At 54.5% G+C, this 11828-nt stretch carries 12 protein-coding genes; 8 read left to right on the top strand and 4 right to left on the bottom strand.

Annotated elements, in window-relative coordinates:
• Positions 1 to 21 precede the first annotated feature (21 nt).
• Together mdh and BMW84_RS00810 are read left to right on the top strand one after the other, a co-directional pair.
• The gene (gene mdh, locus BMW84_RS00805) at positions 22 to 963 is read left to right on the top strand and encodes a malate dehydrogenase (RefSeq protein ID WP_091063352.1); all 942 of its coding nucleotides are present in this window, start codon (positions 22 to 24) and stop codon (positions 961 to 963) included.
• Between the two features lie 146 nt (positions 964 to 1109).
• Complete coding sequence (locus tag BMW84_RS00810) at positions 1110 to 1535, top strand: hypothetical protein (RefSeq protein WP_091063354.1); 426 nt, start codon at positions 1110 to 1112, stop codon at positions 1533 to 1535.
• A gap of 89 nt (positions 1536 to 1624) precedes the next feature.
• Here BMW84_RS00810 and BMW84_RS00815 read toward each other — a convergent pair whose 3' ends face one another.
• Positions 1625 to 2056, bottom strand: a complete 432-nt coding sequence (locus tag BMW84_RS00815; protein WP_091063357.1) for an NUDIX hydrolase — start codon at positions 2054 to 2056, stop codon at positions 1625 to 1627.
• A 324-nt stretch (positions 2057 to 2380) separates the two neighbouring features.
• Between BMW84_RS00815 and BMW84_RS00820 the strand changes: the two genes are divergently transcribed.
• Positions 2381 to 3250: an SDR family oxidoreductase gene (locus tag BMW84_RS00820; protein ID WP_091063360.1), complete on the top strand. Its 870-nt coding sequence runs from the start codon at positions 2381 to 2383 to the stop codon at positions 3248 to 3250.
• A gap of 52 nt (positions 3251 to 3302) precedes the next feature.
• On the opposite strand, the gene BMW84_RS00825 is transcribed toward BMW84_RS00820, so the two are convergent.
• The 3 genes from BMW84_RS00825 to yfbR form a co-directional block, all read right to left on the bottom strand.
• The gene (locus BMW84_RS00825; protein WP_091063362.1) at positions 3303 to 4286 is read right to left on the bottom strand and encodes a BtrH N-terminal domain-containing protein; all 984 of its coding nucleotides are present in this window, start codon (positions 4284 to 4286) and stop codon (positions 3303 to 3305) included.
• Positions 4270 to 4842 carry a PadR family transcriptional regulator gene (locus BMW84_RS00830; RefSeq protein WP_091063365.1) on the bottom strand — a complete coding sequence of 191 codons (573 nt, stop codon included), beginning with the start codon at positions 4840 to 4842 and terminating at the stop codon, positions 4270 to 4272. Before BMW84_RS00830 ends, BMW84_RS00825 begins: the two co-directional genes overlap by 17 nt.
• A 180-nt stretch (positions 4843 to 5022) precedes the next feature.
• Entirely contained in the window at positions 5023 to 5628 is a 606-nt protein-coding gene (yfbR, locus tag BMW84_RS00835) for a 5'-deoxynucleotidase (RefSeq protein WP_091063367.1), read from the bottom strand.
• A gap of 110 nt (positions 5629 to 5738) precedes the next feature.
• On the opposite strand from yfbR, the gene BMW84_RS00840 reads away from it, so the two are divergent.
• The 5 genes from BMW84_RS00840 to phoU all read left to right on the top strand — a co-directional run bounded on the left by BMW84_RS00840 (position 5739) and on the right by phoU (position 11718).
• Complete coding sequence (locus tag BMW84_RS00840; protein ID WP_091067873.1) at positions 5739 to 7292, top strand: fumarate hydratase; 1554 nt, start codon at positions 5739 to 5741, stop codon at positions 7290 to 7292.
• 201 nt (positions 7293 to 7493) lie between these two features.
• Positions 7494 to 9284, top strand: a complete 1791-nt coding sequence (gene pnpS, locus BMW84_RS00845) for a two-component system histidine kinase PnpS (RefSeq protein ID WP_091063369.1) — start codon at positions 7494 to 7496, stop codon at positions 9282 to 9284.
• Positions 9285 to 9388: 104 nt separating this feature from the next.
• A complete protein-coding gene (locus BMW84_RS00850) occupies positions 9389 to 10117 on the top strand; it encodes a response regulator transcription factor (protein ID WP_091063372.1) in 729 nt (242 codons plus the stop codon).
• Positions 10118 to 10233: 116 nt separating this feature from the next.
• Positions 10234 to 10989, top strand: coding sequence for a phosphate ABC transporter ATP-binding protein PstB (gene pstB / locus BMW84_RS00855; protein WP_091063376.1), 756 nt, complete (start codon positions 10234 to 10236; stop codon positions 10987 to 10989).
• A 69-nt stretch (positions 10990 to 11058) separates the two neighbouring features.
• Positions 11059 to 11718, top strand: coding sequence for a phosphate signaling complex protein PhoU (gene phoU, locus BMW84_RS00860; protein ID WP_091063379.1), 660 nt, complete (start codon positions 11059 to 11061; stop codon positions 11716 to 11718).
• Positions 11719 to 11828 lie beyond the last annotated feature (110 nt).

Here is an 11828-nt window from a genome sequence, read left to right on the forward strand (position 1 = left end):
CCATTATTAGGAGGACCATTCGTGGCAATCAAACGCAATAAAATTACCGTGGTAGGCGCCGGTTTCACCGGCGCTACCACTGCGCTTATGCTTGCGCAAAAAGAACTGGGCGACATTGTTCTGCTCGACATTCCCGCTCTGGAAAATCCGACCAAGGGCAAGGCGCTGGACATGCTGGAAGCAAGTCCCGTGCAAGGCTTCGACAGCCAAATTACCGGTACGGCAAGCTATGAAGACGCTGCCGGCTCCGATATCGTCATCATAACGGCCGGCATCGCCCGCAAGCCCGGCATGAGCCGCGACGATCTCGTGAATACCAATGCCGGAATCGTAAAATCGGTGTGCGAGAACATTAAAGCCGTCGCGCCGGATTCCACCGTACTGATTCTCAGCAATCCGGTGGATGCGATGACCTATGTGGCCCACCAAACCCTCGGCTTCCCGAAAAACCGCGTGATCGGCCAATCGGGCGTGCTGGATACAGCGCGCTACTGTACGTTCATCGCCCAGGAGCTGAACGTCTCGGTTGAAGACGTCCGCGGCTTTGTGCTGGGCGGACACGGCGACGATATGGTGCCGCTCGTGCGGTATTCCAGCGTCGGCGGCATTCCGATCGATGCGCTGATTCCGCAGGAACGGATCGACGCCATCGTGCAGCGGACCCGGGTCGGCGGCGGCGAAATCGTCAGCCTGCTTGGCAACGGTAGCGCTTATTACGCTCCTGCAGCATCTCTCGTGCAGATGACGGAAGCGATCCTTAAGGACAAGAAACGCGTTCTGCCGGTCATCGCGCTGCTGGAAGGCGAATACGGCTACGATAATCTGTTCATGGGCGTTCCGGCGCTGCTGGGCGGCGACGGCATTGAGAAGATCTTCGAGCTGGAGCTGACGACCGAAGAAAAAGCCGCATTGGACAAATCTGCGGATTCCGTGCGCAGCGTAACCTCGTCGGTAACCCTGTAATTGCAAATATGCTTCATCGATCCGCTGCTCTTTGCAGCGGATTTTTTATGTCCTCCGCAAGGTACAGGGCCGGCTGCTTTTCTTCTATTATGCCTTTGGGTATAATAGAGTGTAACAAATATCACTTTTTTCGAAGGAGGCGTATTATGGATCGTGTTGTATTTTTTCTACATATGATTGGAACTCTCGCCCTCGGATTTTATTTGGTCTTGCCTTTTATTCTCGGGCAAGCGGAGAAGCTCTCCGTTTCCGCCAGAGAAGGTACCCTGAACGCCGTCGGCGGGCTGAACCGCTTTGCCCAATACGGACTGGTGCTCCAGCTCTTATCCGGCGGATATTTGCTGAGTGACGGCGATTATTCCGTAGCCTGGATGGTCGTGGTCGTGGTGCTGCTGCTCGCGTTGTTCGCCATCGGCGGTATGATGGGCAAGCCGCTGCGCCTGGCATCGGCCGGCATGCGCGAGAACCGCGATGTCTCTGCGGAAACGTCAAAAATCCGCATGATGAGCTTCCTCCTGATGATCGTGCTGATCGTCATGGTTTTCTTTATGGTATACCGGCGTTTAATCTAATCGGTTCCATCCGCTGATGAAGCGGCGGCAGCCCGTCTCCTCTGGGGGAACGGGCTGCTTTTTTTGTTGCGGGTCCTTCCAGCCGAAGGTTAGGCCAACTCCTCCAGCTCCAGAATTCCGCATGGCTTGAGCTCCTGCAGAATACCGGGCGGCAGCAGCCGCTTGACTTCCCTTGGGGTACACCAGGCATATTCGGAATGCTCTTCCGATAACACTACGCGCCATTCCTTCGCCCGGCACAAATACGTGATGACCACGAGCTGCCGGCCCGGATCCGTCAAGACGGTGGCCGCGTACAATACCCGTTCGACCATGACATCCAGTCCGGTTTCCTCCTGGATCTCGCGCTTCAGCGCTTCCTCCAGCTGCTCGCCGAATTCCAGCTTTCCGCCCGCATTCTCCCAGACGCCTGCTCCGGCGATATCGGTCTGAGCGCGTTTGACGAGCAGAAATTTCCCCTGATGAAGGATGATTCCTTTGACGGCGACGACGATATTGCGGTTGTTTTTCGCCACACCCATGCTGCCTCCTTTGCGTTGGCCTTGCCTGAATCCAATGCTGCTCCCGGGTCCCCCGCTCCCAAAGGCTTCGCCTCGAATCGGCGTATCTACTACATTTTATGGCTGAGCTAAGCTGAATATTGCAGGAGCAGGGTACTATCCGACATTCTTTTTTGGGCAGGCCTGCGCCGGTTTGAGATCAGAATGAATGTGGTAAGTAAGATAACGTAAGCCGAAACCCTTTGACGGGACATCGGCGGCATGAATAAGTTCAGGCCTCTAAGCCATCCTAGAACGATGAGAGTACCAGCATGACCCACTTCATGAAGTGAAAGGAGAAGCTGTATGCCAAACAATTCGCAGGGAACCAAAACGCTGCCTCCGCAAACCCAGGACCGGCAGCCCGGCATTGAAAGCCAAATGAATCCGAAACCGGAGTTCGAGACCTCCGCTTATAAGGCGGCAGGCAAGCTGCTAGGCAAAGCGGCATTGATTACCGGAGGGGATAGCGGGATCGGACGTGCGGTAGCGGTGCATTTTGCCAAGGAGGGCGCTGATGTCGTCATTGCTTATCTGAATGAGCATTCGGACGCCGAGGAAACGAAACGCCAGGTGGAGCAGGAGGGCCGCAAGTGCATTCTGATCGCCGGGGATATCGGCGTTGAAGCCTTCTGTCAGGATTTGATCAACAAAACGGTTGAGGGACTCGGCAAACTCGATATTCTGATCAACAACGCCGCCGAACAGCATCCGCAGGAAAAGATCGAGGACATCACGGCGGAGCAGCTGGAGCGCACATTCCGCACCAACATTTTTTCGATGTTCTATTTGACCAAGGCGGCCATGCCGCATCTGAAAAAGGGTTCGGCGATCATCAATACAACGTCGATTACCGCTTATCGCGGAAGCCCGCAGCTGCTCGATTATTCGTCCACCAAAGGCGCGATTCTCAGCTTTACCCGCTCGTTGTCGATGAATCTGGCCGAGCAGGGCATTCGCGTCAACGCCGTGGCGCCGGGTCCGATCTGGACGCCGCTCATTCCGTCGACCTTCGATGCGAAGAAAGTAAGCGAATTCGGCGGTACCCAGCCGATGAAACGCCCCGGCCAACCGGAAGAGCTGGCGCCGGCATACGTTTATCTCGCCAGCGACGATTCGTCCTATGTTACCGGACAAGTCATCCATGTTAACGGCGGGGAAATCGTGAACGGGTAAAAAAATAAAGAGCAGCCCTTTCCGTTTGGAGAGGCTGCTCTTTTTGGTCTTTTTAATCACATAAAAACTCCATCGCAACACGTTCTTTATCCGCAATCTCAAGCAAAAGCTTCGAAACCTGGTTTAATTCCTGCAGGTTCCCCGTTTTTCCAGCAAGGTCGATCGCAGAAGAAACGTTAACCCACATTGGAGCTATTTCAGTAAAAGCCAAATACGCCTGTTCTATGTTTGGATCTCCAAGCAGATCCACGCATTCTTTGAGAAAATCCCGATACAGATTTCGGAACAAAGCGCCGCCGGTTCCCGCTCTCTCCATTAACAACGCAGTCAAGCATAGATCATGCTCCAAATTTTTGCTGCGGGAAGGCCATTTCAAGATTTCTTTGCTCATTTTCAGAATGCCTTGATTCCCGATATTGCGAATGGGCGGATTCAAATAGTCATGCGCATTATTTCTTAAAGATGTTCGTATAGCGGGCTCAAGCGGCGGATGGGTACGGACAGGCTCTATCGTGAAGGAGCGATTCCTGGAGCTCATGGGTCCTTTTGCGTTTCTGGCCATAGCCAGCTGGGTTAACCTCGTCTTTAAAAGGGTTCCCTGCTGCCGGGTATCCGCCATGTAGGCGTATTCGTCATCCATGCCGTAAATAACTGCATAGTGGGCGGCAAAATGCACCTTGTTGGTGAAGTAATCCAGATAATACGAGTCCAGCTTAAGTCCCACAGGAGTTCCGGATTCGATGAATGCCTGTACGTTCTGCCATGCTTTTTCAACGGACGAGGTTTCCTGCACCTTGATGGTTAAGTTAAGCCGGGAGGCAAGGCAAGCCGCCAGTTCATCCTGCTTCACCCTTCCGCCGATAAAAGGAAAGTCCATCCCCTTCGAATCCCAATAAATAAAGCCCAACCCTTGCCCGAGACCGAACAACATCGGCTCCGATAGCCGGACTCCCGCAAATTGAAGCAAATTGCCCATAGTCGTCGTTTCGCAATGTTCCCCTTGGAAAGGGCTGAAACCTTCAATGATTATTGCCATCATCCTTCGCCTCCCCCAACAACCCGCTGATTAATTCCGCAACGAACGCCTGCTCACTCTCGATAAGATTCATCGGATGCTGGAAAAGGGATCTTACGTGCAGCGGTAATCGAATGTTGCCTTGCGATTCGTACTTCTGTCTTATCTTTTTCGAGGCTTCCCCAAGAAAATCCAACCGTTTCCGCAGAGCGTCGATTGCTTCGTCCCTATCGATAAAAGGTAATGCGGCAAGCCCGAGGTCGAACCGGTTATCGCGCTCGCGCGATGAAGATAGGCTGACGATGATTTCATTCCTCAGCGAGGTCATACCGGCTTCCGTTATGGCAAACCGGGTCGGCATAGGCCCTTTGCCGGACTTCTCAGCCGAATCCTCGGACTCGATCCATCCTTTGTTGTTCAACTTCTTCAGTCCTGCATAAATCGAAGTCGTGCCGATATTTGCCCATTCCCGATAACCGCGTTGATCGATTAACTTATTGATGTCGTAACCTGAAGCTCCATGGCATTCCACGATAATTTGCAGCAGCATAAATTCAACATTCGAAAGCGGGTTCATGGAGACACCTCTCATTTTATATTTCATGTGTGTATTATAACACCTATGTAATATAAGATCAAACTAGGCCGTTCCTGACTGCCGGACGACTGAAATCCAGAAAAATAGGCAGACTGTGCCCGAAGCACTGCCTTAGCAGCGCCTCGGCAAGCTGTATATCACAACTGCCCATCTGCAAACTTACTCCTCCGCCGACAGCTCGTCCAGCGACATTTCAAAGCCCGGCGCCATATGCGCGAGAAAATACTCCACCTCCGGCAGCCCAAGCCCGCGGAGCTTCGCCGCCGTTTGCGCTTTGGCCGAAGCGAATTCGCGGTTGCCCGCCGCGACTTCGAGCACGCACTTCAGGTAGGCGTCCAGCTTGTCCGCCGCCTTCACGTACCGGAGCAGCCCGGCGTCTTCCGACTCCGCCGGGCTGCTCTCCGGCCGCAGGAGCGGCGCGTACACCGCGCCAAGCTCCTGCGGGATCATCGCCGCCAGGCGTTCGGCGGCGATATGCTCCATTTCGCGGAAGCTGGACAGCAGCCGCGGATTGTCGTGTTTCACCGGCGTGGCGATATCGCCGGTGAATACCTCGGTGGCGTCGTGGAACAACGCCAGCGTAGCCGCGCGGTCGGCGTTCAGCGACCGGCCGTGAAAGGCATTGCCGATGGAGCACAGCAAATGCGCGAGCAGGGCAACCTGAAACGAGTGCTGGGCGACATTCTCGGGGCTGGTGCTGCGCATCAGGCTCCAGCGGCGGATATACTGCAGGCGGTATAAATAGGCCGGGAAATGGTAGTTCAATTTTTAAGCAACCCCTTTCATGCACGGTTCAATGTGATATGATATATACAATTGTAACGTTTGAATTGCGTTTGACAACCTGGAAGAATTGAGAGGGGTGCATGCAGAAGATGTTGCATTTTGAAGACAGCATTTATCAATTAATTGTAGAGACCTCCACGAATTTGCCGGGAGATGTCCGCCGGGCCGTTGCGGAAGGGCGTTCGCGCGAAGACCGCGCCACCCGCTCGGGCCTTGCGCTCACGACAATCGCCCAGAACATCGGCATGGCCGAGCTTCAGGTGTCGCCGATATGCCAGGACACCGGGATGCCGACGTTTATCGTGCATACGCCGGTTGGCGCCAATCAGATCGAGATGAAAAAGCAAATCCGCAGCGCCATCGTGAAGGCGACCCGCGCCGGTAAGCTGCGCCCCAATTCCGTCGATTCGCTGACCGGCGAGAACAGCGGCGACAATCTCGGCGCAGGAACCCCGGTGATCCATTTTGAGCAATGGGAAGAAGAGCATGTCGATGTGCGGCTGATCCTCAAGGGCGGCGGCTGCGAGAATAAAAACATCCAGTACAGCCTGCCGGCGGAGCTGGAAGGACTGGGCAAAGCGGGCCGCGATTTGGACGGGATCCGCAAGTGCATCCTGCATGCAGTGTATCAGGCGCAAGGACAAGGGTGCAGTGCCGGTTTTATCGGCGTCGGCATCGGCGGCGACCGGACGACCGGCTACGAGCTGGCCAAACACCAGCTGTTCCGCAAGGTGGACGACGTCAATCCGAATCCGGATTTGGCGAAGCTTGAAGCGTACATTCTGGAGAACGCGAACCAGCTTGGCATCGGTACGATGGGGTTCGGCGGCGAGGTCACGCTGCTCGGCTGCAAGATCGGGGTGATGCACCGCCTGCCTGCCAGCTTTTTCGTCTCGGTAGCCTATAACTGCTGGGCTTTCCGCCGCCAGGGCGTACTGCTTGATGCCGCCAGCGGCGAGATCAAGGAATGGCTGTATGAACGAGGCACCGGCATTTCGGTCGGTGAAACCACGGCGGCAGGCAGCCATGACGCTCCAGCGGAACCGGGCAATGCGGGCGAATCCCGCGAGGTACGCCTGACGACGCCGATCAGCGAAGAAGACATCCGCAGCCTGCGCGTCGGCGACGTCGTCATTCTCTCCGGAGAGATGCATACCGGCCGGGATGCGCTGCACAAATATTTGATGGACCATGACGCCCCGGTCGATCTGAACGGAGCCGTCATTTATCACTGCGGACCGGTCATGCTGAAAGACGAAGAGGGCTGGCATGTGAAGGCGGCGGGACCGACGACCAGCATCCGCGAGGAGCCGTACCAAGGCGAGATTATGAAGAAATTCGGCATCCGCGCTGTCATCGGCAAAGGCGGAATGGGGCCTAAAACGCTGGCCGCGCTCCAGGAGCACGGCGGCGTGTATTTGAATGCGATCGGCGGAGCGGCGCAATATTACGCCGAGTGCATCCGAAAAGTGAACGGAGCCGACTTTATGGAATTCGGCATTCCGGAAGCGATGTGGCATCTGGAGGTCAATGAATTCGCAGCCATCGTCACAATGGATTCGCACGGCAACAGCCTGCATGCCGACGTCGAGAAAGATTCGCTGGGCAAGCTCGCCCAATTCCGGGATCCGGTATTCCAATAAGCGATTCAGCCATACAGCCGGCCTCCGCTACATGCGGGGGAGGCTTTTTTCACCATATAGGCCGATTGGGAATGTTAACGTTATGCAAACATCTGCCCGTCATTTTACACTGCGCTGATAATTGCCGCCGAAGCTAGCGTTTTATCCGAAATGGCGGTAGGATGGTTTCAAGGACAAGAGAAGAAAGAGGACACACGTACAATGAAACCTTTTCGCATTCGGCTGACGCTGATCATGATGGTTTTGATCGGAATCTCCATGCTCGGCGCCGGAGTCACCATGGCCAAGCTATTCAAGGATTCGCATGTATCCGCCTTGGAGCAGAACATGTCCCGGGAAATAAACTTGCTCGCCGGCAATTTTTCGTTTATCGATACGGATCGCCCGGACGCCATTGAATATTACACGGCAGAGGCCAAACGTATTGCCAGCCTCACGAATTCGCGGATCACATTCATTGCCAGGGACGGCAAGGTACTCGGTGATTCAGAGAAAAATCCGCTGGAGATGGACAATCACTCTACCCGCGAGGAAGAGGTGCTGGCCGCCAAAGAAGGGTTCGGCAAAGCGATCCGTTACAGCGATACCCTGAAGCGAAAAATGCTGTACGTGGCCGGCTCGGTCACCAGCGACCAGGGTTTTGACGGCTATATCCGCCTGTCTATGGGACTCGACGCCGTTTCGAAAGGACTCAGCAAAGCCTGGATGATCATGGCCGGCGGGCTGGTGCTGCTGTTTATTGCCGCTACTTTTGTCAGCTATAAGGTCGCCTCGGGTATGACCTCACCGCTGGAACAGATTACGCGGGTCGCGAGGCGGATCACCGACCTGGATTACGACGCCCGGGTGCCGCTGAAGCGCAAAGATGAAATCGGGCAGCTGGCGTCTGCGATCAACGTGATGGCCGACAGCCTCCAGGCCCAGGTGAAGACGATCCGCGACAACGAGGATTTGCTGCAAAGCGTGCTCGACAACATGACCGGCGGTATCCTCATGATTAACGCGGAAGGCGAAATTGCCCTGCTCAACCGGGCTGCCGAGCGGCTGCTGAATGTCAAGAACAACGAGGCCGCCGGGCATTCCTACACTGAGCTGAAGCATCATTATGAGCTGTCGCGCCTGATTGACGAGGGGGTATCGCGCAAGGAGCCGATTCACGATGAACGGAGCATTTATAACCCGGGCGAACGGATCGTCCGGCTCGACGGCGTGCCGATGGCACAGGACGGATCCTACCGGGGGATGCTGTTTCTGCTGCAAGAGGTGACGGAGATCCGGCGGCTTGAAAAAATGCGCAGCGAGTTCGTCGCCAACGTCTCCCATGAGCTGAAGACGCCGGTTGCGGCGGTTAAAGGCTTTGCGGAAACGCTGCTTGGCGGCGGTGTCACCGATGAGAAGACGGCGCGGTCGTTCCTCCAGATCATTTACGATGAGAACGAACGCCTCAACCGTCTGATCGGAGATATCCTGGATTTATCCAAGATCGAAAACAAACGCGTGAATCTGGAATGCTCGCCGGTGCATCTGATCGAGTTGTTCGATTCGCTCCTGGAGACGTTAAGTAAAGTAGCCGAGAAGAAAAAAATCCATCTCAGCGCCAAAGTGCCTCCCGAGCTGTTTATTGAGGGCGACGAAGACAAGCTGCGGCAGATTTTCATCAACCTTGTCTCCAATGCGATCAGTTACACCCACGACGGCGGCAACGTTAAAGTCACAGTCGTCAACAAGCAGAAAAAAGACGGCACTGAAGTGGTGGTCTTTACCGTCAGCGATACCGGCATCGGCATTCCGCGCAAGGATTTGCCGCGGATTTTCGAACGGTTCTACCGCGTGGACAAAGCCCGTTCACGGAGCTCAGGCGGTACTGGGCTAGGGCTGTCTATCGTCAAGCATCTGGTGGAGCTGCACCGGGGAACCATCACGGTGGAAAGCGATTTGGGCATCGGAAGTTCCTTCATTATTGAGCTACCGCTGCTGCAGGAAGAGGATTAACGGAAAGTCGGAACGATTTTACACCGTGTTAACATTGTGGTGATATGATGGGCTTGCCGCATGTTTTGTAAAATGATATAAAAACTTAAAAGACGGGGGAAACTATGGCACAACGATTGCTTGTCATTGAAGACGAACCGACACTGGCCCGGCTTCTGTCCTACAACCTGACACAGGAAGGGTATGAAGTGACGGTAGAGGATCATGGGACGGCCGGATATGACCGTGCGACTAGAGAACCTTTTGATCTGATCGTACTGGATCTGATGCTGCCCGGCATGAACGGAATCGATATTCTCGATAAACTGCGGGGACAGGGCATCCATACGCCGGTTATCGTGCTTACGGCGAAGAATACCGAAGAGGATGTTGTCCGGGGACTGAAATCCGGAGCCGACGATTACATCACGAAGCCTTTTGGCGTGTCGGAGCTGCTGGCCCGGGTCAGCGCCGTGCTGCGGAGAATTTCCGGAGCCGCCGAAGAGAGCTTTCCGGAGGTTGCAGCCTCCAGCTCGACGATCATTCTTGGACAACTCGAAATCTATCCGGAGCGTTATGAGGTTTCGCTTGGCGGGCAGAGCATTAATCTGCGGCCGAAGGAGTTTGAAGTGCTGCTCTATTTGGCCCGCAAGCCCGGCGTCGTGCTGACGCGCGACGACTTAATGAACGCCGTCTGGGGATTCGATTATATCGGAGGACAGCGTACGGTCGATGTCCATGTCAGTTCACTGCGCAAAAAGCTGGAGCTGGACCCGGAATCGGTACATATCGATTCGATTCGCGGCGTCGGCTACAAGCTTGTAGTCAACAAAAAGAGAACAACTGTCATTTAAGTGACAGTGTTCTCTTTTTCAGTATTTTACACTGCGTTTACAATTCTCTTCAACTGTATTTACACTGAACACTTATCATGGGGGACGAAGATGTTGAGGAGGGTATCCATATACTAATGAATTCCATCATAGACATAGAGAAACTTGATCTCTATTACGAGTCGTTTCACGCCCTGAAGAGTGTGGACCTGCAAATCCCGGAAAAGCAAGTTACCGCCTTTATCGGTCCTTCGGGCTGCGGCAAATCGACGCTTCTTCGTACATTAAACCGGATGAACGATATGATTCCCGGCACCCGCATCGAAGGTTTGGTATCGATCGGGGGCAAAAATATTTACAGCGACGAGGTAGAGGTGGAAAGCCTGCGCAAGCAGGTCGGCATGGTGTTCCAGCAGCCGAATCCTTTTCCAAAGTCCATTTACGACAACATCGCTTACGGACCGCGCCTCCATGGAGTGCGGGGTAAAGCCGAATTGGACGAGATCGTAGAGCAAAGCCTGCGTCAGTCCGCTCTGTGGGAAGAGGTAAAGGATTTCCTTAAGAAATCCGCACTTAGTCTCTCCGGGGGCCAGCAGCAACGGCTTTGTATCGCCCGGGCGCTCGCCGTGCAGCCGGATATCCTGCTCATGGACGAAGCAACATCGGCGCTTGACCCGGTGTCGACTTTGAAGATTGAGGAATTGGTGCAGGAACTGCGCAGCAAATATACGATTGTGATGGTCACGCATAACATGCATCAGGCGGCGCGTGTATCGAATCAGACCGTATTTTTCCTGAACGGAATTATCGTGGAATCCGCCGATACCGAGCAATTGTTCGCCAATCCGAAAGACGCCCGCACGGAAGATTATATCTCCGGTCGCTTCGGTTAAGCGGCGGCAGAGGGCCAGTCCCCGGAAAAATGAAGTTGACCACATGACCTGAGGAGGATCGGTAGCAGAATGATTCGCAGAAAAGAATTCGACAAAGACCTGGAAGAGCTGCGCAGCTTGCTGCAGCAAATGGGAGAGCATGTAACAGGGGCATTGAAAGGCGCGATTGTTGCGCTGCAGACGCTGGATACGGAACGCGCCCAGGAAATCGTAAAGGCGGACTTAACGCTGAACGCCATGGAAGATAAGATTATGGACATCGGTTCGAGGCTGATCATTACGCAGCAGCCGGTCGCCAAGGATTTGCGCCGGATTATCGTCGCTTTCAAAATCTCCAGCGATCTGGAGCGGATGGGCGATCTGGCGCTGGATGTGGCCAAGGTTACGATGCGCATTCAAGGCCAGCAACTGATTAAGCCGCTGGTAGACATTCCGCGGATGGCGGAAATCGTCAATGTCATGATCGATGAAGCGATTCAATCGTATCTGGACGAGAACACCGATCTGGCTTACAAAATGGCCCAGGACGACGATCAAGTCGACCATCTGTACAGCGCAACGATTAATGAGCTGTATGCCCACATGGTTGAAAAGCCGGATTCCCTCAACCAGGCCATGCTGCTGACGCTGGTAGGACGTTATATCGAACGCATCGCCGACCATGCAACCAACATCGGGGAAAGCGTTGTATATCTCGTAACCGGCAAACGCCCGGATTTGAATCAGTAATAGGTATAAGCGCGGCGGCATTCCGCCGATACTTGAAACAGCAGGCTTCCTTCGCGGAGGCTTGCTGTTTTTCTTGTTATTGCAGGCGGGGATTTTCGGGAAAGCACGCA

It is taken from the genome of Paenibacillus sp. NFR01 (assembly GCF_900111565.1).
In the GTDB taxonomy this organism is placed as follows: Bacteria; Bacillota; Bacilli; order Paenibacillales; family Paenibacillaceae; genus Paenibacillus_AQ.

Coding starts and splice junctions, on each gene's coding strand:
- pstB (WP_091063376.1), top strand. CDS start 10,234: ATGAATTCCATCATAGACATAGAGAAACTTGATCTCTATTACGAGTCG.
- BMW84_RS00820 (WP_091063360.1), top strand. CDS start 2,381: ATGCCAAACAATTCGCAGGGAACCAAAACGCTGCCTCCGCAAACCCAG.
- BMW84_RS00840 (WP_091067873.1), top strand. CDS start 5,739: ATGTTGCATTTTGAAGACAGCATTTATCAATTAATTGTAGAGACCTCC.
- BMW84_RS00850 (WP_091063372.1), top strand. CDS start 9,389: ATGGCACAACGATTGCTTGTCATTGAAGACGAACCGACACTGGCCCGG.
- BMW84_RS00815 (WP_091063357.1), bottom strand. CDS start 2,056: ATGGGTGTGGCGAAAAACAACCGCAATATCGTCGTCGCCGTCAAAGGA.
- phoU (WP_091063379.1), top strand. CDS start 11,059: ATGATTCGCAGAAAAGAATTCGACAAAGACCTGGAAGAGCTGCGCAGC.
- BMW84_RS00830 (WP_091063365.1), bottom strand. CDS start 4,842: ATGAACCCGCTTTCGAATGTTGAATTTATGCTGCTGCAAATTATCGTG.
- BMW84_RS00810 (WP_091063354.1), top strand. CDS start 1,110: ATGGATCGTGTTGTATTTTTTCTACATATGATTGGAACTCTCGCCCTC.
- pnpS (WP_091063369.1), top strand. CDS start 7,494: ATGAAACCTTTTCGCATTCGGCTGACGCTGATCATGATGGTTTTGATC.
- BMW84_RS00825 (WP_091063362.1), bottom strand. CDS start 4,286: ATGGCAATAATCATTGAAGGTTTCAGCCCTTTCCAAGGGGAACATTGC.